Raw genomic sequence first — 22,580 nt, 5'->3', positions numbered from 1 at the left:
TTATTTGAATCTTTTGATTTTCGGGGAGCACAAGCAACATGGCTATTTCAATCCATCGCTCATGGGCAACATCGACCCTCATTGCAGCAAGTCTTGCCAGTGTGATGGGTGTTGCAGGTTGTGCAAAAAAACCAGAGCAGCAAGAGACCACAAAACAACAAACCACAACATTAAATATCGGCTTTCAAAAGTATGGCATCTTGCCGATTCTCAAAGCAAAAGGTGAATTAGAAAAAAACCTTGCTGCTCAAGGTGTCACAGTGAAATGGGTAGAATTCCCAGCGGGACCACAACTATTAGAAGGCTTAAATGTGGGTAGTGTGGTCTTTGGTGAAGCAGGTGAAGCACCACCGATCTTTGCTCAAGCCGCCAACCCGAATCTGGTCTATGTGGCCAACCAACCGCCTGCACCCAAGGCCGAAGCCCTGATCGTGCAGAAAGACTCCCCGATTCAGTCGATACAGGATCTGAAAGGAAAGCGTATCGCACTGAACAAAGGCTCCAACGTACACTATCTATTACTCAAACTGCTGGAAGCCAATAACCTTAGCCTCAATGATATCCAAGCCGTTTACCTGCCGCCGTCAGATGCACGTGCCGCATTTGAAAAAGGTGCAGTCGATGCTTGGGTGATTTGGGATCCTTTCTTCGCCGCAGCAGAACATCAGATTCATGCGCGTGTCATCGCTACAGGCGAGCATCTGGTCAGCAATCACCAATTTTATCTGGCTGATCGTCAATTTGCCGAAAGCCATCCTGAAGCACTGAAAACGCTGGTGAATACACTGAACCAGACCACAGATTGGGTGCAAACCCATCCAGATGATGCAGCCAAATTACTGGAAAAACCAACGGGGCTTGAATTTGATGTCTTAAAAAGCTCAATTTCACGCATGGGCTTCGGGGTTCAACCGATCTCTGACAAAGTCGCCAAAGAACAGCAATATGTGGCTGATGCCTTCTTTGCACAAAAACTGATTCCGAAGCAGCTTGTGATTCAAGATGCCGTATTAAAGAATAAGCTTAAATAATAGGGGATCATCATGACATTGTTAGCGAAAGTTTCTGTTCTCGGCTTGCTGATTTCTGCCTTTTCACTCAGCGGCTGCCAAAAGACCGAATCCCCAAATACTGAAAAAACAGCTTCAAGCACTGAAGATACAGCGGTTAAAACCCTGTCCATTGGCTTCCAGAAATCATCGTTAAATTTATTGGTGGCCAGACAACAACAGTTGTTTGAGCAAGCATTCCCGAATGCAAAAATTGAATGGCGTGAATTTCCAGCTGGCCCACAAATGTTAGAAGCGCTTGCCGTTGGAGCTGTCGATTTTGGTTATGTGGGCAATACCCCACCGATCTTTGCGCAAGCCGCAGCAAAACCACTGAGCTATGTGGCTTATGAGGTTGTTGCACCAACAGGACAGGCTATTTTGGTACATGCCAACGATAAAATCAGCAGCCTGCAAGATTTAAAAGGCAAGCGTGTTGCGGTACAAAAGGGCTCGAGTGCACATGAACTATTGGCCAAAACCCTGCAAAAAGCGGGGCTGTCTTGGCAAGACATTCAACCCATCTGGTTACCACCAGCCGATGCTCGTGCAGCCTTTGATAAAAAGGCCGTAGATGCTTGGGCAATTTGGGAACCCTACCTAGGGACTGCGGAGTTACAGGGTCATACCAAAACCTTGGTCGATGGTTCAGCATTTCCAACCACCTATTCTTTTTATATCGGCAATCCTGACTTCATTCAAAAGCATCCCGATTCAGCGCAGAAATTGATTAATAGCGTGAACAGTGCCGATCAATGGATTGTGCAACATCAAGATCAAGCCTTACAGATTTATGCACAAAGTACTGGACTCAGTACCCCAGTCGCTCAACAGGTTCTTAACAAACGACCAAAACCATCACCGGTATATGCGCTCACCCCTGAAGTGATCAAAAGTCAGCAACAAATCGCCGATTTATTTAAACAAGAGCAACTGATTCCTGTACAGATCGATATTCAGCACAGTGTCTGGTCTGCCCACTAAACATACATTTCATTTTCATAAGGAACATCGACATGAATATTTTCTGGTTTATCCCCACTCATGGTGACAGTCGTTATTTAGGCACCAGCAAGGGTGCTCGTCAGGTCGATCATGCCTATATGAAACAGATTGCCGTTGCCGTGGATAATCTCGGTTATGCAGGCGTATTGATCCCGACTGGACGTTCTTGTGAAGATCCGTGGATCACCGCAGCCAGTCTGATTGATGCCACCAAGCAACTTAAATTTTTGGTGGCATTACGCCCAGGTATTACCACACCGGCACTTGCGGCACGTATGGCTGCCACTTTTGACCGCCTCTCCAATGGCCGTATTTTATTGAATCTGGTCACAGGGGGGGATGAGCAAGAGCTGAAAGGTGATGGACTCTACGAGGATCACAGCACGCGTTATCAGACCGCATCAGAATATGTCAAAATCTGGCGTGAAATCTTGACCCGTTCACATACGGGTGAATCGTTTACTTTTCATGGTGGACGCCTGAGTGTCGATGATGCCAAGCTGCTCTACCCGCCAGTACAACAGCCTTACCCACCACTCTGGTTTGGTGGCTCTTCTGAAGCAGCAACTGAGTTGGCAGCGGAACAGGTCGATACCTATTTGACTTGGGGTGAACCTCCTGCTGCGGTCAAAGAGAAAATTGAATATCTCCGTGCCAAAGCAGCTGCCAAAGGCCGCACACTTACTTATGGCATTCGCTTACATGTGATTGTACGCGAGACCAATGAGCAAGCATGGGCTGCCGCTGATGAACTGATTCAATATCTGGATGATGCAACCATTGCAGCAGCACAGAAAAAATTTGCACAAATGGACTCAGTCGGTCAGCAACGTATGGCCGCCTTACACGGCGGACGTAAAGATCAATTAGAAGTCTCTCCAAACTTATGGGCTGGCATTGGCTTAGTCCGTGGTGGTGCAGGTACTGCATTAGTTGGTGATCCTGAAACCGTTGCTGCACGTATTCAAGAATATGCGGACTTGGGAATTGATACCTTCATTTTCTCAGGTTACCCACATTTGGAAGAATCGATCCGTTTTGCCGAACTGGTGTTCCCTTTACTGCCACTCAAGACCCGTGAAAAACTGGCACAGCCGCATTTAACTGGGCCTTTCGGAGAAATCATTGCCAATAACTATGTCCCTGAGACCAAGGAAGCAAAAACCTTGATCAAGGAGGACGCATGAGTGCAAAAGCTTTTTTGAATGATGTTTCACGTGGAACACAAAAAATAGGCAGAGGTTTACTGCCTTGGTTGTTTCCAATTTTACTGATCCTGATTTGGCAAGTGGCTTCTAGCTCAGGCCTGCTGCAAAGTCGGGTCTTACCTGCCCCGACGGCTGTGGTAAGTGCCTTCTGGCACTTACTGCTCAGTGGTGAACTTTGGCAACATGTCAAAGTCAGTGCAGGTCGTGCCTTACTCGGTTTGTTGATTGGTGGTGGGCTCGGTCTGGTTTTAGGACTACTCAATGGCTCATCTCGTATTGCCTCGACCTTGCTGGATACCACCCTGCAAATGATTCGTAACATCCCTGCACTGGCGCTGATCCCACTGGTGATTTTATGGTTCGGCATTGATGAAACGGCCAAGTTGTTCTTGGTTGCTGTCGGCGTATTTTTCCCAATCTATATCAACACTTATCACGGAATCCGCTCTGTCGATCCACAGCTGATCGAAATGGGTAAAAGCTACGGTCTCAATCGTTGGCAACTCTATCGAGACATTATTTTACCCGGTGCGATGCCCTCGATTTTAGTTGGACTACGCTTTTCTTTAGGTCTGGTTTGGGTACTTCTGATCGTTGCAGAAACTATTTCCGCACAGTCTGGCATTGGTTATATGACCATGAATGCACGCGAGTTTTTACAAACTGATATCGTCTTGGTCGGTATTTTACTCTACGCCCTGCTGGGTAAATTAGCCGACGTATTGGCACAAGGTTTGGAACGCTATCTACTGCGTTGGCATGCAGGCTATCAAAAATAAAAGGGACAGAAAAATGAGTAACTTAAATTTAAATTTTTACGATAACACACTCATTCAGCCAATTGCGGAACCTGAAACCACCACAGCACCCGCAAATGGTGCTGATATTCTGATTGAGCAGCTATATAAATTTTATGGTGAGGTTAAAGTCCTTGAGGATTTAGACCTCAACATCCAAGCGGGCGAGTTTGTGGCCATTGTTGGGCGCAGTGGTTGTGGTAAGAGCACCCTGCTCCGTTTGATTGCCCAACTCGAAAAAGCCAGTTATGGCGAAATCAAGTTCCAATCCGCTCGCAATTTCCGTGAAGGTATTACCAACGATGATATTCGCGTGATGTTCCAAGACCCACGTTTGTTGCCGTGGAAAAGTGTCTTACATAATGTCCAGCTGGGCTTAGCCAAAGATCAGCACCTGCTCGCACAACAACTCTTGGAAAAAGTGGGCCTAAAAGACAAAGCCAGCCAATGGCCAGCACAGCTTTCAGGTGGACAACGTCAACGGGCTGCCCTTGCTCGCGCACTTTCACATACACCACGTATTCTCTTGTTGGATGAACCGCTCGGTGCATTAGATGCGCTCACTCGTCTCGAAATGCAGAACCTGATTGAACGTCTGTGGAAAGAACAAGGGTTTACTGCGATTCTGGTCACCCATGATGTCAGTGAAGCAGTGCAATTGGCAGATCGAATTATTCTGCTAGATCAAGGGCATATTGCACAGAGTTTTCAAGTCAATCTACCGCGCCCACGGAAAAAGAGCATTGCTTTCGCTCAACTCGAACAACAAGTCCTTGATGCGGTTTTAGCCACCTAAAACCGCAGGAACGGCGACTCTAAAAAAATAAAAAGAATCAAAAAATGCCGATCTAATTTTATGAACGAAAAATGAATTATTTACAAAATATGTATGCGCTTTTTTAGATTTCAATAATTATCAAATACATCCTCAACACTAACCCCAAAAGTCTATTTTTTTCGATAAAAAAATTTTGTTATTGTGCACAAATCCGACAATTTATCTTACAATGTCAATGACATTTTTTGAATTAAGCTCGCAGATGGAACAGAAAAAAAGTACACAAAAGCGCAATCAACTGCTGAATGCTGCCCTCGATGTTTTTTCCGTCTATGGGTTTAGTGGTGCCAGTCTGGATGAGATTGCGCAACTGGCAAATATGCATAAATCGAATATTTTCTATTACTATGAAAATAAAGAGTCGCTTTATGTCGAAGTGCTCACCACGGTATTACAAAAGTGGCTTGCACCCTTACAAACCTTAGAGTCTGAGCTTGAGCCGACTGAAGCACTCACTCACTATTTGATTCAAAAAATTGAAAGCTCGCGTGATCAACCGAAAGCGTCACGTTTATTTGCGCTTGAGATTATTCAAGGTGCGCCGCATATTTTACCAATCTTAAAAGGCCCTTTGAAAAAGCTATTTAAGCGCAAAACCAAGGTGATTCAAACTTGGCAAGAGCAAGGTAAATTGTCGGCAGAGATTGACCCTGAATTGTTGATTATCAATATCTGGGCGATCACCCAAAATTACGCTGATTTTTCGACGCAAATGGAAATGGTCACAGGCAAAACTTTGCGTAACCGTAGCATGTTTCAACGCACAGTTGAGCATACCGTGCATATGATGTTATACGGCGTATTACCTCGTTAAGTTTTCTTCTAAAAGCCTGAATTTTAGCGATTGGCATACACTTAAAAAGCGACTATGTAAGTCGCTTTTTTTATTCAGTGCATGAGAATGTTATTAAGTTAGCCTAAACAAAATTATGCAACATGAAAAGTCACGGAAAAACTGTTCCAGTGCGCAGAACATAGAAGCGGTATTCACTAAAATCTTGATACTAAATATAAAATCTCAAGGGTTTCGTATAAACCGTATCATGTTAATTTGGCTTTATTGCACAAACCTACCGATACGGTCTATGACATGGAAGTAAAGTTCAAAACTAAAATGAATGAGTATCACTATAAGCCTAAAATCTCATTCAACGGCTCAACAATAGAATGCTATACTAAATTATCCGAAGCTTTACAAAACTTATAAAATGAAAAAGATCCTAATTAGCCTACTTACTATTTCAGCAATCAGTACAATTCAAGCGAAAGAATATCCAAATTATGCAGATGAAAAGAAATATTTACAGATGCTAGAAAAAGTTTACCCACAATTAGAAATCATTGTTCGTGGCAAATTGATATTGAATAACGCTGAAAATGATGTAAAGGTTCTGACTGATAAAGATAAAAAAGAAGTGTGTTCAATGGCAAATGCAGTTATAAAAGCTGACAACATTATCGTAAATAACACAGTCCATGAGTCTTATTTTGAATCAACAAACTATCTCCAAAATTTTATGACTTCAGAAGGTGCTGATAATCTAAAACAAGAATTACAGTTATCAGGATTTAAGTGTAATTAAAATGAAAATTAAGTACTTACACAAAATTTAAAACAGTCCCAAGGCCCATAAATAGGGCCTTTCGATCATCTGATTAACATAAAATCTCTTATGAGAACTCCAAACTCCATTAAATTTTACGCCTATTTAACATAATGGTCGTTATGCGAATTCACCACAAAACCATTATTTATTTTCAATATCTTAGAAACAAAACAATGTTTATCACAACGTTAGACCATTGCATTTAAAAATGTGCTTGATACAGCGCCAATAATTTTTGTGCACCAACTAGCAGATTTTCTTCCCAATCCAAATGAGCCGTATCATTGGCACCATCAGTAATATATTTAACTGAAATCAAACGTACACCCAATTTTCGGCACACTTTAGCCAAGGCATAGGCTTCCATATCCACGAGATTACAACTGACTTTAGGAATCCCTATTTCAAAAGAATCACCCGTTCCACAAATCCCTTTGGGTAAAAGTTCAAAATGGGGTTGAGTATGGATCTCCGCTGGAATCTCATCATCCATCGGGGTGACCCCAACGGCAAAACCCAAAGGAGATACATCCATATCACGCTGCACAAAAGTAATCACCTCAACCAGACTATGCGCATCAAAATGTGAACTTCCTGCACTGCCTAAATTTATCAGCGTTTTGCAGCCCGTCTTTTGAATCACTTCAAATGCCTTGAATGCCGCATTAATTTTGCCGATGCCACTGTAATGAACGTCAATGCCTGCTTGTTCAAACAAGCCTTTAGATTCATTCGGCAAAGCCATAATCAGAGCAATATCAGCATTCATAAAAAAGACTCGTTCAAATCAAAATAGAGACACAAAAAAGGTGTGCTTCGGCACACCTCGATATTATTGCATCTTCTGCTGTAAGGCGACTAAACAAGGAGAGAAAAATAATTGACCACTATACGCCCCTGCCAGTGTTTTCTTCATCACCAATGTCCATAGACCAACCAACAACAGACTTAAAACCACAGCCGCATACTGTAAGAAATCGATATGTAACTGATGCGCCAAGTTGAAGATCGCCAAGATAAACACACCGAATGGGAAAGTCAGTCCCCACCAACCTAAGTTAAATGGAATGCCAGTACGCATATGGCGCAGTGTGGTCAAAATCGCAATCCCAAACCACCATAAGCCAAAACCTAATAAAACCAAACTTGCCACAATGCCCAAGGCTGGAAGTAATGTCGCTAAGCCTTCAAAGCCCATCGCCTGCATAATACGTGGTGCTTGCTCACCTAGTAATAATAACGCTAATGCCCCTGTTCCAATCGGTCCTAAACATAACCAGCTAGAAATCGCGACTTCTTTTTCAGGTAACTGGTGTAAAGCTAAACGTAACATCAAAATGGTTAAGATCGCAAAAGCAGGTAGTACAGAAATACCCCATAACACATAGCCTGTGATCAAGATGGTTAATGCATGTTGATCGGCAGCTAAATGCTGTAATAGCAGCCCCGCAGAGCTAGCAGCAACTTCACAGGCCACGATCGGGAGTAACCATACCGCAGTCATACGATGTAATTGATGATCTTGGCAGCTAAACATACAGAATGGCACCACCCACGCAATCACTACCGCAAGAACAACATCGATATACCAAAGGTAAGTGGCAATTTGAACGGCAATATCACCATATAAATGGGTACCGAAACTGAGAAAACCATTGGCAATTGTGGCTAAGCCCATCGGAATCGCACCGAGGAATAAGCTCATGTTGGGGTGAGTAAAAATTTGCTTGGCTTCAGCCGGAAATAAAATCCAGCGTAAGATATACAGCACGCTAAAAGTGCTAAATAACAAAATATTAAACTGCCATAATTTAGTCGCAAGCATAAATAAAACAGATGAGGCAAAAGGCAGTTGTGCTAAAATCATCGCAACCACACCCGTTCCCATGGTTGCAGTAAACCAGTTCGGGGTAAAATGGCGAATCACATCGATGCTCTGCTCTAGCTGATAAAACGGCTTTTTCATCTCTTTCTCAATATCAAGCGACTATGCAGTTATTTTAGGTCAATCCACAAATAAGAAAAATTGATTTATTTTTATTTAATGAATCAATTTAATTGATGTAAAAACTTTAAATATTGAAATTTTTCTGTGTAAAAACACAACAACAAGACGAAACGCTGAGAATATGGCAATATATAGCCTTTGCAAAAATCACTGTATTTAACGCTCATGAAGTTGCTTCGTCTTAATGCATTATCGCCAGATTTTCAGTTACCGCCGACTGCGGTAACGATTGGCAATTTTGATGGTGTCCATCTCGGCCATCAAGCGATGATTGCTCAACTCAAAACGTTGGCTGAAGCGCAAGGCTTAAAGACCTTGGTAATGATTTTTGAGCCACAACCACTTGAATTTTTTAAAGGTTATGAGGCACCGCCACGCATCAACTCACTCAGAGAAAAAGTAGAATATTTAACTGAGCTCGGTGTGGACTACATTGCTGTTGCGAAATTTGATCAATATTTTAGAAGTTTAAATGCCACTGAATTTGCCGACCTACTCAAATTAAAACTCAATGCACAAAGCTTGGTGCTAGGCGATGATTTTCATTTTGGCAAAGACCGCCAAGGCAACAGTGAATTCTTACGTGACTACGGTTTTGATGTCACCAATTTAAATACCGTGGCTTTAAATGGTGAACGTGTCAGTTCAACCCGTATTCGTCAGGTCCTTCAACAGGGTGATCTGGCGTTAGCGGCAAAACTACTGGGTCGTCCTTATAGCATCACAGGCCGAGTGCAATATGGCGATCAGATTGGTCGTACCCTTGATTTTCCAACGATTAATGTGCGTTTAAACCGTCACAAACCCTGTTTAAACGGGATTTATGCGGTGGATGTGGTCTGTGAAAATGCATCATTAAATGCAAAAGTAAAACATTCAGATCCTGCCCTCAACGGGATTGCAGGCTATCAAGCTGACAGTTTGTTTGGTGCAGGTCATGTGGGGACACGCCCAGCCATCAAACAAGACCAGCCAGAATGGCGATTAGAGGTACATTTCCCTGATGTTTCTGCTAATCTGTATGGCTTATTGATGCGGGTAACCTTTCTTCACTATTTGCATGGTGAACTGAATTACCCTTCGCTTGAAGCCCTCAAAGCCGGAATTGATGATGATGTGCAAAAGTTACGAGACTATCGTAAACGCACACCAGAATTTCCTTTTTAAATTTAAATAGTAGGATTTGTTAATATTTCACAAATCCTAATGTAAAACATGTCAGTTTACCAACTGATCAAACTGGAAGAAAACTTGCATGAGCGATAAGCAAACTCCTGAAAATGCAGTGGATTATAAAGCCACACTCAATTTGCCAGCGACTGAATTTGCCATGAAGGCAAACTTGGCTGTGCGTGAAGCCAAATGGTTAGAAGAGTGGTATGCCGACAACATTTATCAGCAGATTCGTGAAGCGCGTATTGGCAAGAAAAAATATGTACTGCATGACGGCCCTCCATATGCCAATGGTCAAATCCATTTAGGCCATGCAGTCAATAAAGTGTTAAAAGACATCATTATTAAAAGCCGCGTTTTAGATGGCTTCGATGCACCGTATGTGCCGGGTTGGGACTGTCACGGCCTACCAATCGAACTGAAAGTCGAAGAAAAAGTCGGTAAAGTAGGCGTTAAAGTTGATGCCTCAACTTTCCGTAAGGCTTGCCGTGAATATGCCTACACCCAAGTCGAATTGCAGAAGAAAGACTTTGTGCGTATGGGCGTGTTTGGTGATTGGGACAATCCATACCTCACCATGAACTTCAAGCAAGAAGCTGACATCGTGCGTGCCTTGGGTGCCATTGCCAAAGCAGGTCATATCGAACCAGGTCTAAAACCAGTGAACTGGTGTATGGACTGTGGTTCATCATTGGCTGAAGCTGAAGTTGAATACGAAGACAAAAAATCAGATGCGATTGATGTTGGTTTCACGGTTGTGGATCTCAAAGATCTCAGCATACGTTTGAATGTTGATGTTCAAGATGCCACGGATATCGTCATTTGGACCACCACCCCATGGACTTTGCCTGCTAACCAAGCCGTGGCACTCCATGCTGAAATCGACTATCAATTGGTTCAAGTGACCACTGACCGTGGTACGCAAAACTTTATTCTGGCCAAAGACTTGGTTGAATCAGCAATCGAACGTTACAAACTGGAAAATCCAGTTGTACTCGCAGATTTCAAAGGCGCTGCAATCGAGAACCTTCTTTTACAACATCCGCTGTTGGCAGATCGTCAGGTGCCTGTCATTTTAGGCGAGCACGTGATTGCAACCAGCGGTACAGGTGCCGTTCATACTGCACCCGGCCATGGTGTAGACGATTACAAAGTCGGTTTGCTGTATCAATTAAAAGTTGAAAACCCTGTCGGTGGTAATGGTGTTTATTTACCAACATCACCAATTTTTGCAGGTGAACACATCTATAAAGCCAATCCTCAAATCATTGAGGCATTGGGTGCAGTTGGTCGTTTATGGGCACATCAGCCAATTAAACATAGCTATCCGCACTGCTGGCGCCATAAAACTCCAATTATCTTCCGTGCGACACCTCAGTGGTTTATCAGCATGGATGCCAATGGTCTGCGCCAAAATGCCTTGAATGCAATTGAAAATGAGATTGAATTTGTGCCGGATTGGGGACAAAGCCGTATTCAGTCGATGATTGAAGGTCGTCCAGACTGGTGTATCTCACGCCAACGTACTTGGGGTGTACCAATCCCATTCTTTGTACACAAAGATACCAATGCATTACACCCACGCACACCTGAATTGATCGAAGAAGTGGCTAAACTGATCGAACAAGAAGGTATCGATGGTTGGTATAACCGTGAAGCGAGTGAATTCATCGGTGCTGATGCAGAACAATATAATGCAGTACGCGATACCTTAGACGTTTGGTTTGACTCTGGAACTACACACTACGCTGTGCTGCGTGAACGTGATGATCTACAAGATCCAGCAGACTTATATCTTGAAGGTTCAGATCAACACCGTGGCTGGTTCCAATCGTCGTTGTTAACTTCGATCGCGATCAATGAACGTGCACCATATAAAGGCCTACTCACCCACGGTTTCGTGGTTGATGAGAAAGGCCGTAAGATGTCTAAATCATTAGGCAACATCATTACCCCACAAGACATTATCAAAGATATGGGTGCTGATGGCTTACGCTTCTGGATCGCGTCTGCTGACTATCGTTACGAGATGACAGCTGGTAAAGAGATCTTTAGCCGCGCATCAGATGGTTATCGTCGTATTCGTAATACCTTACGTTTCTTGTTGGCAAACTTGAATGGCTTCAAACCATCAACAGATGCTTTACCAGTCGACCAGTTGATTGCATTGGACCAATACATCTTGCAACGCGCTGCTGAGGTTCAAAAAACCATTCAGCAAGCCTATGAAGAGATGAACTTCCATATCGTCACTAATGCGCTAACAAGCTTCTGTATTAATGACTTGGGTGGTTTCTACCTCGACATCATCAAAGATCGTCAGTACACCACCAAAGCAGATTCACAGGCACGTCATTCTGCGCAAACAGCGCTGTATCATATTGTGCAAGCTTTTGTTCGTTGGATGTCACCTATTCTCAGCTTTACCGCACAGGAAGCTTGGCCATTGATTCCAGAACAAACTGGAAAATATGTATTTACTGCTGAATGGTATGACATCCCAACTGCATCAACAGCAAACTTACTGTCTGAAGCAGATTGGCAAACATTGATTAGCGTAAAATCAGCAGTAAATAAACAGATTGAAGCAGCACGTAACGCTAAACTCATCGGTAGTAACCTATCTGCTAAAGTTGAACTTTGGGCAGATGAAGCATTACAAACATTGTTAAACCAATTGGCTGATGAATTACGTTTTGTCTTGATTACCTCTCAAGTCATCGTTCACCCTTATGCTGAACAAGGCGAAAGCACAGACCTCGAAGGTCTGCGTGTGCAAGTTTCGGCGGCAGATGGTGAAAAATGTGTACGTTGCTGGCATGTATTGCCTGATGTAAATACACACGTTGGCCATGCTGGTTTATGCGCTCGTTGTATTATCAACGTCACAGGCAGTGGCGAAGTGAGAAAATATGCATAATTCTGTGCAAACTAGCCCAGCAAAAAAAGGCTTATTCCAATTTTATCCGCATAACCTGCTTTGGCTTGGACTTTCAGTCCTTGCCATTGTGCTGGACCAATGGACCAAATGGATTGCCAGTTCACATTTAAATTATGCAGATCCTGTTCCTGTACTGCCCTTTTTAAATTGGACGCTGTTGCATAACTATGGTGCAGCATTCAGCTTTTTGTCGGATGCAGGTGGCTGGCAACGCTACTTCTTTACCTCTTTAGCAGGTATGGTATCACTCATTTTCATTTTCTGGCTAATGCGTATGCCAAAGAAAATGATCGTGTTACCGATGGCGATTGCATTGATTCTCGGTGGTGCAATTGGCAATTTGATTGATCGTGTTAGCTTAGGCTATGTGGTCGATTTTATTCATGTTTATTATCAAAACAGCCATTTCCCAGCCTTCAACCTTGCGGATAGCTCAATTACCCTAGGCACGATTTTACTGCTGATTGATACCTTCTTCCTTGAGAAGAAACGCAACCAAAACGCGGATGCATAACATGACTGAAATTATTCAACCAAACGAAGAAATTCGTATTCAAGAAGGCTCAAAAGTCGAATTACACTTTTCAGTCTCTATTGAAAATGGTGTTGAAATCGACAATACCCGTGGTCGTGAAGAACCTGTCAGCCTCGTGATTGGCGATGGTAACTTGCTGCCAGGGTTCGAAAAGGCATTATTTGGTTTACGTGCAGGCGACCGTCGTACCGTACATTTACCACCAGAAGATTCCTTTGGTCCTTGGAATCCTGAAAATATTCAGACCTTCGATACGGTTAAATTTGAGCAACGCCCAATTGTGGGTCATATGATTGAATTTGAAGATAAGGCCAAAGCAACTTTGTTTGGCATCGTAAAATCAGTCAATGATGACATCACAGAGATTGATTTTAATCATCCACTGGCAGGCAAAAATATTACTTTTGAAGTGGAAATCTTCAAAGTCACCCCAGCAGGCCAGCAAGGCATCAAATTGATGTAACAAAAAAGCTCTCAAATGAGAGCTTTTTTTATCGCCTAAAAAAAGTATAAGATCATTAAAAGGCATTCATTTTTAAAATCAAAGCAATAACACATAGGAATTTAAACATGCTGATTTATATTATTGTTGGTAGTGTTCGGGAAGGTCGTACAGCGATCAAAATCGCCAATTGGGTGCAGCAAGCAACCACTGAACTCGCATTAAAAGATATTCAAACCGAAGTTGTTGATCTTAAGGAATGGGACTTACCGCTCTTTGCGGGTTCTCATCCACCGGCAACAGGCATCTATGATCAACCGAAACAACAGCAATGGGCAGATAAAATTGCGCAGGCGCAGGCATTTATCTTCATTAGCCCTGAATATAACCATGGCTATAGTCCAGCATTGAAGAATGCCTTGGATTATGTGGGTAAAGAATGGCAAGGTAAACCTGCAGCCTTTATCGGTTATGGTTCAACCAATGGCTCACGTTCAATCAGTCAAATTCGCCAAGTGACCTCTAGCTTAGGTCTAGTTGATCCCAATGCAGTGATTGAAATTCGCGACATCTTTAAACGTAATAAAGACGAGAACTTTGAAGCCAATGAGTTTGAAGTGAAAGGATTAGCGGCTCTCGTTACCAAATTACAGAAATATCATATCGCTTAGTTGTACGCCTAAGCGTACGCTGATTAGGTCGATTTACGTCTATTCCACTTTCGACTTGATCGCTAATATATATAGCATAGAGAGACAGGAAGTCTCATTGAGAATAATAAAACACACAGGACGTGGTCGTTAATAGGATATCAACGACATAAACTGAATATGAAGAAGCCCCGTCAGGATGATGGGGCTTCTTTTTATCTATTCTTTCTCTAACAACTGCTGGATTCTCTTTTGATAATTATTTAAAAAATCCTTTGTTACCCGAAAATGCTCTGTTTCTTCATAAGATATTTGTTTAATCCCTGAATCCGAAAATTGATAAATTTTGGCATTTGGATAAGCCAATAAAATGGGAGAATGGGTGGCAATAATAAATTGAGATTGCTCCCGACATAAACGATCCAAAACAGATAAGGTTGTCATCAACATTGTTGGAGACAAGGCGGCTTCTGGCTCATCTAAAAGATATAAACCTTTCCCTTTTAATTTCATTGTTAATAATTTTAAGAAAGCCTCTCCATGCGAGCGCAAATGTATATCTCCCCCATACTCCACCAAATAGTCCACTTGCTTCATATAGGTTGCAACGTTATAGAAGCTCTCTGCACGCAGAAAGTAATAATCTTGGGGCTTCTTATAGCTCTTTATCGTTCGAATCGCCTGATGCAAATCAGAAGCCGTTGTTGCAGTATTTAATTGTACATTCCGTGTTCCACCTTCTTCTGAAAAACCCAAAGCAAGCGCTAAAGCTTCAAGAATGGTCGACTTTCCTGAACCATTTTCTCCAACAAAGAAGGTTACCTCTGGATGGAACTCAATACTTTCTAGATCATTAACGGCAGGAACGACATAAGGATAACTGGCCCAATCCAAGGACTCAGGTGCTTTAAACTTCACAGCTCGAATATAGGGTCTTTCTTGCATAAAATATTGGCAAAACGATTTGTTATAGCATGCTAGATTTTATCTTTGAAAAATACCTTCATTCATTGATAAACGTCTTAGGCTGTCGTATTACTAAAAAATGATTTCTTCAGACCTTATCTAAATCCAATGATTATCAATGAGCTCCATGACATCATATAACCGTTTTTCTAAGTGATTGTTCCCTACAGCACAAATAATGTCTTTAACCCCATCTACATATGGTGAATCACCTAAAACCTTTGTTTCCAAAACAATTGAACACGATTTATCATCTGATATTTGAATACGATGATATGCATGTCGAGCTAGATTTTGTTCAGGAATCCCAAGCTCAAACTGTTGTCTTTTCACATCACGTACGGATTCGATTACATCATCCTGCATACTGAGTGACTTGGCCATCGCCACCGCTGTTCCAGGTACAGAGGTTTTATTGGCTTGATGAGATTCAATGATACTTACTTGATATTGGCTGAAATTTTGCCCACTTTTTTCAATCATACTTATAAATTTAAGCATTAATATATTGGTATTTGGGCATAAAACGACTGGAATATCCAAATAATCTTGCTTGTAATCAATATCCGTTGATAGCTCAATAAGCGTAGAACCTGTTTGTTTACAATAAGAAATGGCCTCTTTTAGCTCTCTGCCAGAACCCACATGTACGACAATCGCTATCTCAGCTTCATTATTATTTCGATCAGCCCAAGCGAAGACTTTATATTCTTGATTAAAATCCAGTCCTTTGAGTAATTCATTCGCTAATTTACCAGAACCAATAATATATACGTTTGCCATAAATTAAGATTTGTAGAAGATTTTCTTTATTTTAATCTATTTCCCACTACCTATTTTCTTTCACGCAATAAAAAACACCCCCAACCAGTTAGGTTGGGGGTGTTTAGATTTAAAAGCTGGCGATGACTTACTCTCACATGGCAAGTGCCACACTACCATCAGCGCTAAGAGGTTTCACTTCTGAGTTCGGGAAGGGATCAGGTGGTTCACTCTTGCTATTGTCGCCAGCAAACTGTTTTGGTTTTGGGTGGTCTTACATTTTTTGCCACTTAGTACCGAAAGAGTTATTAACGGATTAGATAATTGGTCTGTATTGTAACTAGATTTCACACTAAATCAAGTTATGTATTGAATTTATCTTGAATACAACAACTGTTTGGGTGTTGTATAGTCAAGCCTCACGAGCAATTAGTATTGGTCAGCTTCACACGTCACCGTGCTTCCACACCCAACCTATCAACGTCCTAGTCTCGAACGGCTCTTTAGAGGAATAAATTCCTAGGGAAATCTTATCTTGAGGTAGGCTTCCCGCTTAGATGCTTTCAGCGGTTATCCCTTCCGAACATAGCTACCCGGCGATGCGACTGGCGTCACAACCGGTACACCAGAGGTTCGTCCACTCTGGTCCTCTCGTACTAGGAGCAGATCCTCTCAAATTTCCAGCGCCCACGGTAGATAGGGACCGAACTGTCTCACGACGTTCTAAACCCAGCTCGCGTACCTCTTTAAATGGCGAACAGCCATACCCTTGGGACCTGCTTCAGCCCCAGGATGAGATGAGCCGACATCGAGGTGCCAAACACCGCCGTCGATATGAACTCTTGGGCGGTATCAGCCTGTTATCCCCAGAGTACCTTTTATCCGTTGAGCGATGGCCCTTCCATACAGAACCACCGGATCACTAAGACCTACTTTCGTACCTGCTCGACTTGTGGGTCTCGCAGTTAAGCGCGCTTTTGCCTTTATACTCTACGCGTGATTTCCGACCACGCTGAGCGCACCTTCGTACTCCTCCGTTACTCTTTAGGAGGAGACCGCCCCAGTCAAACTACCCACCAGACATGGTCCTCGCCCCGGATTACGGGGCAGAGTTAGAACCTCAACATTACCAGGGTGGTATTTCAAGGACGGCTCCATACAAACTAGCGTTCGTACTTCAAAGCCTCCCACCTATCCTACACAAGTAAGGTCAAAGTTCAATGTCAAGCTGCAGTAAAGGTTCACGGGGTCTTTCCGTCTAGCCGCGGGTACACTGCATCTTCACAGCGATTTCGATTTCACTGAGCCTCTGCTGGAGACAGCGCCGCCATCATTATGCCATTCGTGCAGGTCGGAACTTACCCGACAAGGAATTTCGCTACCTTAGGACCGTTATAGTTACGGCCGCCGTTTACTGGGGCTTCGATCAAGAGCTTCGCTTACGCTAACCCCATCAATTAACCTTCCAGCACCGGGCAGGCATCACACCCTATACGTCCACTTTCGTGTTTGCAGAGTGCTATGTTTTTAATAAACAGTTGCAGCGGCCTGGTTTCTGTGGCTGCCAATAGCTCAGGGAGCAAGTCCCATCACCGTCAGCAGCGTACCTTCTCCCGAAGTTACGGTACCATTTTGCCTAGTTCCTTCAGCAGAGTTCTCTCAAGCGCTTTGGTCTACTCGACCTGACCACCTGTGTCGGTTTCGGGTACGATTCCTGTGTAACTGAAGCTTAGAGACTTTTCCTGGAAGCATGGTATCAGCCACTTCACTGTACAAGTACAGCTTGCTATCAGCTCTCAGCATAGAGCACCCCGGATTTGCCTAAGATGCATGCCTACAACCTTCCACCTGGACAACCAACGCCAGGCTGACTTAACCTTCTCCGTCCTCTCATCGCATTACACAGAAGTATTGGAATATTAACCAATTTCCCATCGACTACGCCTCTCGGCCTCGCCTTAGGGGTCGACTCACCCAGCCCCGATTAACGTTGGACTGGAACCCTTGGTCTTTCAGCGAACGGGTTTTTCACCCGTTTTGTCGTTACTCACGTCAGCATTCGCACTTCTGATACCTCCAGCATACTTCTCAATACACCTTCATCGGCTTACAGAACGCTCCCCTACCACTTACGCTAATGCGTAAATCCGCAGCTTCGGCACATAGTTTTAGCCCCGTTACATCTTCCGCGCAGGCCGACTCGACTAGTGAGCTATTACGCTTTCTTTAAAGGGTGGCTGCTTCTAAGCCAACCTCCTAGCTGTCTATGCCTTCCCACATCGTTTCCCACTTAACTATGATTTTGGGGCCTTAGCTGGCGGTCTGGATTGTTTTCCTCTTGACTACGGACGTTAGCACCCGCAGTCTGTCTCCCGGATAGTACTCATTGGTATTCGGAGTTTGCATCGGTTTGGTAAGTCGGGATGACCCCCTAGCCGAAACAGTGCTCTACCCCCAATGGTATTCGTCCGAGGCGCTACCTAAATAGCTTTCGGGGAGAACCAGCTATCACCAGGCTTGATTAGCCTTTCACCCCTATCCACAAGTCATCCCCTGGCTTTTCAACGACAGTGGGTTCGGTCCTCCAGTTAGTGTTACCCAACCTTCAACCTGCTCATGGATAGATCGCCTGGTTTCGGGTCTATACCCAGCAACTAAACGCCCTATTAAGACTCGATTTCTCTACGGCTCCCCTATGCGGTTAACCTTGCTACTGAATATAAGTCGCTGACCCATTATACAAAAGGTACGCAGTCACCGAACAAGTCGGCTCCCACTGCTTGTATGCATGCGGTTTCAGGATCTATTTCACTCCCCTCACAGGGGTTCTTTTCGCCTTTCCCTCACGGTACTGGTTCACTATCGGTCAGTCAGGAGTATTTAGCCTTGGAGGATGGTCCCCCCATATTCAGACAAGGTTTCACGTGCCTCGCCCTACTCGTCATCATTGTGTGTGCCCTTTCGTGTACGGGAATATCACCCTCTACGTTCGCACTTCCCAGAGCGTTCCACTAGAACACACACAACTTAATGGGCTGCTCCCCGTTCGCTCGCCGCTACTAAGGGAATCTCAATTGATTTCTTTTCCTAAGGGTACTGAGATGTTTCACTTCCCCTCGTTCGCTTCATAAGCCTATGTATTCAGCTTATGATACCCGCCTTATAGCGGGTGGGTTCCCCCATTCAGAAATCTCCGGATCAAAGGATATTTGCCGCCTCCCCGGAGCTTTTCGCAGGCTATCACGTCTTTCATCGCCTCTGACTGCCAAGGCATCCACCACATGCACTTAATTACTTGACTATACAACCCCAAACAGTCGTTAACACATACAAGTGAGTGTTATCGTTGCAAACTTAATTGCCACTGGTTTGTTGTCTGTGAACTTAATCACCATACAGCTTCAATCTAAATTCATATACCAAAACGCTTGATTCAGTGTTTTTGCTAGTTCTCAGATTAAATATCTTCTTAACAATTGCTTGTTAAGCTTATATCTAATCGAGTTTGAACAATTTATTTCAGACTCAATTTTCTAATCTGTTAATGATTAACTACCACCTCGTCGGTGAGTAGTAAACTGTGATAAATCACAGAGATTAATAAACCAGTCAACTTGGACTGTATTCACTAAACTCTATAATCTTCTTAGCTTCAAGCTACATCCTATGTGTGCCTGCGCACAGCATAGCTGTTTGCTTAAATTCTCGGACAAAGCGTTGCTTTGTTTACCCTCGAATTTGGTGGAGACTAGGAGAGTCGAACTCCTGACCTCCTGCGTGCAAAGCAGGCGCTCTACCAACTAAGCTAAGTCCCCAGCTTATCACTTAATGAACGACATATCTTTCAATCCAAGCTACTGCAATCAGATTTGGTGGGTCTGACAAGACTTGAACTTGTGACCCCACGCTTATCAAGCGTGTGCTCTAACCAACTGAGCTACAGACCCTCAGATACATCTTCGAAGAACAACTTGTTGTGGATTCTTACCAGTCACCAATCTTTCGTTAAGGAGGTGATCCAGCCGCAGGTTCCCCTACGGCTACCTTGTTACGACTTCACCCCAGTCATCGGCCACACCGTGGTAAGCGTCCTCCTTGCGGTTAGACTACCTACTTCTGGTGCAACAAACTCCCATGGTGTGACGGGCGGTGTGTACAAGGCCCGGGAACGTATTCACCGCGGCATTCTGATCCGCGATTACTAGCGATTCCGACTTCATGGAGTCGAGTTGCAGACTCCAATCCGGACTACGATCGGCTTTTTGAGATTAGCATCCTATCGCTAGGTAGCAACCCTTTGTACCGACCATTGTAGCACGTGTGTAGCCCTGGCCGTAAGGGCCATGATGACTTGACGTCGTCCCCGCCTTCCTCCAGTTTGTCACTGGCAGTATCCTTAAAGTTCCCGACATTACTCGCTGGCAAATAAGGAAAAGGGTTGCGCTCGTTGCGGGACTTAACCCAACATCTCACGACACGAGCTGACGACAGCCATGCAGCACCTGTATCTAGATTCCCGAAGGCACCAATCCATCTCTGGAAAGTTTCTAGTATGTCAAGGCCAGGTAAGGTTCTTCGCGTTGCATCGAATTAAACCACATGCTCCACCGCTTGTGCGGGCCCCCGTCAATTCATTTGAGTTTTAGTCTTGCGACCGTACTCCCCAGGCGGTCTACTTATCGCGTTAGCTGCGCCACTAAAGCCTCAAAGGCCCCAACGGCTAGTAGACATCGTTTACGGCATGGACTACCAGGGTATCTAATCCTGTTTGCTCCCCATGCTTTCGTACCTCAGCGTCAGTATTAGGCCAGATGGCTGCCTTCGCCATCGGTATTCCTCCAGATCTCTACGCATTTCACCGCTACACCTGGAATTCTACCATCCTCTCCCATACTCTAGCTTCCCAGTATCGAATGCAATTCCCAAGTTAAGCTCGGGGATTTCACATCCGACTTAAAAAGCCGCCTACGCACGCTTTACGCCCAGTAAATCCGATTAACGCTCGCACCCTCTGTATTACCGCGGCTGCTGGCACAGAGTTAGCCGGTGCTTATTCTGCGAGTAACGTCCACTATCCTAGAGTATTAATCTAAGTAGCCTCCTCCTCGCTTAAAGTGCTTTACAACCAAAAGGCCTTCTTCACACACGCGGCATGGCTGGATCAGGCTTCCGCCCATTGTCCAATATTCCCCACTGCTGCCTCCCGTAGGAGTCTGGGCCGTGTCTCAGTCCCAGTGTGGCGGATCATCCTCTCAGACCCGCTACAGATCGTCGCCTTGGTAGGCCTTTACCCCACCAACTAGCTAATCCGACTTAGGCTCATCATTTAGCGCAAGGTCCGAAGATCCCCTGCTTTCTCCCGTAGGACGTATGCGGTATTAGCATTCCTTTCGGAATGTTGTCCCCCACTAAATGGCAGATTCCTAAGCATTACTCACCCGTCCGCCGCTAGGTTAGGTAGCAAGCTACCCTTCCCCGCTCGACTTGCATGTGTTAAGCCTGCCGCCAGCGTTCAATCTGAGCCATGATCAAACTCTTCAGTTTAAAATCATTAGTAGCTTATGGCTACAAATCTTGGCTCATCAATTTTCTGACTAAAAATTCGCTCAAATAAACTTCGAGAAATTTCTACTCTTCAATCAATGAAATATTTTCGATTGATCAACTAGTAAAAATCCACACAAGTTGTTCTTCTATTCTCTTAATGATCTTTTTACCACCTCGTCAGCGGCAAATCAACGCAATAAATATTTAACAACTTAACCAGTAAAGCTAAGTTATTTTTGCTTCATCGCGTCGGGATGAGTGCATTATAGGAGATTTTTTTTAGGGTGCAAGCTTTTTTAAACCCTTGTTTTATCGAGTGTTCTTTTTTTACACACAAACCTGTTTAACAAAGCAGCACAATTCTCGTAAGCACATAAAATTAAAGCAGAAATATTTTATACATATTTCTGCTTTGTTTTTTACTTACTGTTCTTTATCTGTACACTGATAATTTTAACGGGTTGTTTCGGAACATTTTGATGCATTCCATAGTTAGCTGTCGGCACATTTACGATCTTATCGACAATATCCATCCCTTTGGTCACTTTACCAAATACGGCATAACCTGCATCCATCGGCGACTTATTTAAAAAGTTATTATCTGCGACATTAATAAAGAATTGACTGCTTGCAGAGTTCGGGTTACTGGTACGTGCCATGGCCAAAGTACCACGCGTGTTCTTCAAACCATTGCTCGCCTCATTTACGATTGGTGCTTTGGTTGCCTTCTCAACCATATTGGCATCTAAACCACCGCCCTGCACCATAAAGCCAGGAATCACGCGATGAAAGATCGTGCCTGTATAGAAGTTGCTTTTTACATAGCTTTCAAAGTTTTTTGCAGATACAGGTGCTTTATCATCAAAAAGTTCGATTTCGATGTTGCCCATACTGGTTTTCATATCAACCATGGTATTTGCAAATAAATGGCTGCTTGCCAAAATTAAACCTGTTGTCATGAACAACTTTTTCATCATTGCTTTTCTCGGCTTGATCATAGATTTGTTGTGAACGCTCATCTTAATTTTGCTGATGCTATTTTGCTATTTCTA

General features: G+C 43.7%; 17 protein-coding genes, 2 tRNA genes and 3 rRNA genes. 12 read left to right on the top strand and 10 right to left on the bottom strand.

The genetic code is table 11. The features are described from left to right. Positions 1–38 precede the first annotated feature (38 nt). The 7 genes from NDN13_RS14700 to NDN13_RS14670 all read left to right on the top strand — a co-directional run bounded on the left by NDN13_RS14700 (position 39) and on the right by NDN13_RS14670 (position 6,480). A complete protein-coding gene (locus NDN13_RS14700) occupies positions 39–1,031 on the top strand; it encodes a sulfonate ABC transporter substrate-binding protein (protein ID WP_251115989.1) in 993 nt (330 codons plus the stop codon). A gap of 12 nt (positions 1,032–1,043) precedes the next feature. Then, complete coding sequence (locus tag NDN13_RS14695) at positions 1,044–2,033, top strand: aliphatic sulfonate ABC transporter substrate-binding protein (protein ID WP_251115988.1); 990 nt, start codon at positions 1,044–1,046, stop codon at positions 2,031–2,033. Between the two features lie 32 nt (positions 2,034–2,065). Further along, complete coding sequence (ssuD, locus tag NDN13_RS14690) at positions 2,066–3,241, top strand: FMNH2-dependent alkanesulfonate monooxygenase (protein ID WP_251115987.1); 1,176 nt, start codon at positions 2,066–2,068, stop codon at positions 3,239–3,241. Next, complete coding sequence (ssuC, locus tag NDN13_RS14685; RefSeq protein WP_251115986.1) at positions 3,238–4,041, top strand: aliphatic sulfonate ABC transporter permease SsuC; 804 nt, start codon at positions 3,238–3,240, stop codon at positions 4,039–4,041. The genes ssuD and ssuC overlap by 4 nt, the downstream gene beginning before the upstream one ends. Before the next feature lie 13 nt (positions 4,042–4,054). Continuing rightward, on the top strand, positions 4,055–4,855 hold the full coding sequence (locus NDN13_RS14680) for an ATP-binding cassette domain-containing protein (RefSeq protein WP_251115985.1): 801 nt from the start codon (positions 4,055–4,057) through the stop codon (positions 4,853–4,855). 244 nt (positions 4,856–5,099) lie between these two features. Beyond that, the gene (locus tag NDN13_RS14675) at positions 5,100–5,711 is read left to right on the top strand and encodes a TetR/AcrR family transcriptional regulator (RefSeq protein WP_005200942.1); all 612 of its coding nucleotides are present in this window, start codon (positions 5,100–5,102) and stop codon (positions 5,709–5,711) included. Between the two features lie 394 nt (positions 5,712–6,105). Next, positions 6,106–6,480 carry a hypothetical protein gene (locus NDN13_RS14670; RefSeq protein WP_251115984.1) on the top strand — a complete coding sequence of 125 codons (375 nt, stop codon included), beginning with the start codon at positions 6,106–6,108 and terminating at the stop codon, positions 6,478–6,480. A 226-nt stretch (positions 6,481–6,706) separates the two neighbouring features. Here the strand turns inward: NDN13_RS14670 and NDN13_RS14665 are convergent, their stop codons facing one another. Continuing rightward, the gene (locus NDN13_RS14665; RefSeq protein ID WP_251115983.1) at positions 6,707–7,273 is read right to left on the bottom strand and encodes a 5'-methylthioadenosine/S-adenosylhomocysteine nucleosidase family protein; all 567 of its coding nucleotides are present in this window, start codon (positions 7,271–7,273) and stop codon (positions 6,707–6,709) included. Positions 7,274–7,336: 63 nt separating this feature from the next. Then, the gene (locus NDN13_RS14660; RefSeq protein WP_251115982.1) at positions 7,337–8,470 is read right to left on the bottom strand and encodes a TDT family transporter; all 1,134 of its coding nucleotides are present in this window, start codon (positions 8,468–8,470) and stop codon (positions 7,337–7,339) included. Positions 8,471–8,677: 207 nt separating this feature from the next. Between NDN13_RS14660 and ribF the strand changes: the two genes are divergently transcribed. The 5 genes from ribF (at position 8,678) to NDN13_RS14635 (ending at position 14,274) form a co-directional block, all read left to right on the top strand. Next, positions 8,678–9,679, top strand: coding sequence for a riboflavin biosynthesis protein RibF (ribF, locus tag NDN13_RS14655; protein ID WP_251115981.1), 1,002 nt, complete (start codon positions 8,678–8,680; stop codon positions 9,677–9,679). A gap of 88 nt (positions 9,680–9,767) precedes the next feature. Beyond that, a complete protein-coding gene (ileS, locus tag NDN13_RS14650) occupies positions 9,768–12,605 on the top strand; it encodes an isoleucine--tRNA ligase (RefSeq protein ID WP_251115980.1) in 2,838 nt (945 codons plus the stop codon). Positions 12,606–12,609: 4 nt separating this feature from the next. After that, a complete protein-coding gene (gene lspA, locus NDN13_RS14645) occupies positions 12,610–13,140 on the top strand; it encodes a signal peptidase II (RefSeq protein WP_251118243.1) in 531 nt (176 codons plus the stop codon). 1 nt (position 13,141) lies between these two features. Continuing rightward, complete coding sequence (locus NDN13_RS14640; RefSeq protein WP_004801732.1) at positions 13,142–13,624, top strand: FKBP-type peptidyl-prolyl cis-trans isomerase; 483 nt, start codon at positions 13,142–13,144, stop codon at positions 13,622–13,624. Positions 13,625–13,731: 107 nt separating this feature from the next. Next, complete coding sequence (locus NDN13_RS14635; RefSeq protein ID WP_251115979.1) at positions 13,732–14,274, top strand: NADPH-dependent FMN reductase; 543 nt, start codon at positions 13,732–13,734, stop codon at positions 14,272–14,274. 198 nt (positions 14,275–14,472) lie between these two features. Here the strand turns inward: NDN13_RS14635 and NDN13_RS14630 are convergent, their stop codons facing one another. The 8 genes from NDN13_RS14630 to NDN13_RS14595 all read right to left on the bottom strand — a co-directional run bounded on the left by NDN13_RS14630 (position 14,473) and on the right by NDN13_RS14595 (position 22,505). Further along, entirely contained in the window at positions 14,473–15,198 is a 726-nt protein-coding gene (locus NDN13_RS14630) for an AAA family ATPase (RefSeq protein WP_251115978.1), read from the bottom strand. A gap of 120 nt (positions 15,199–15,318) precedes the next feature. Then, positions 15,319–16,002, bottom strand: coding sequence for a dihydrodipicolinate reductase C-terminal domain-containing protein (locus tag NDN13_RS14625; protein ID WP_251115977.1), 684 nt, complete (start codon positions 16,000–16,002; stop codon positions 15,319–15,321). A 114-nt stretch (positions 16,003–16,116) separates the two neighbouring features. After that, a 5S ribosomal RNA gene (gene rrf, locus NDN13_RS14620) occupies positions 16,117–16,231 on the bottom strand. 158 nt (positions 16,232–16,389) lie between these two features. Further along, positions 16,390–19,282, bottom strand: a 23S ribosomal RNA gene (locus tag NDN13_RS14615). Positions 19,283–19,720: 438 nt separating this feature from the next. Then, positions 19,721–19,796: transfer RNA gene (locus NDN13_RS14610), tRNA-Ala, on the bottom strand. Between the two features lie 55 nt (positions 19,797–19,851). Then, positions 19,852–19,928 (bottom strand) — tRNA-Ile (locus NDN13_RS14605). 59 nt (positions 19,929–19,987) lie between these two features. After that, a 16S ribosomal RNA gene (locus NDN13_RS14600) occupies positions 19,988–21,525 on the bottom strand. The 16S, 23S and 5S rRNA genes sit together here with 2 tRNA genes alongside, the layout of an rRNA operon. 422 nt (positions 21,526–21,947) lie before the next feature. Next, on the bottom strand, positions 21,948–22,505 hold the full coding sequence (locus NDN13_RS14595; RefSeq protein ID WP_251115976.1) for a peptidylprolyl isomerase: 558 nt from the start codon (positions 22,503–22,505) through the stop codon (positions 21,948–21,950). Between the last annotated feature and the right edge of the window lie 75 nt (positions 22,506–22,580).

It is taken from the genome of Acinetobacter sp. C32I, from assembly GCF_023702715.1.
In the GTDB taxonomy this organism is placed as follows: domain Bacteria; phylum Pseudomonadota; class Gammaproteobacteria; order Pseudomonadales; family Moraxellaceae; genus Acinetobacter.
This window is presented reverse-complemented; position numbering and strand designations above follow the sequence as displayed.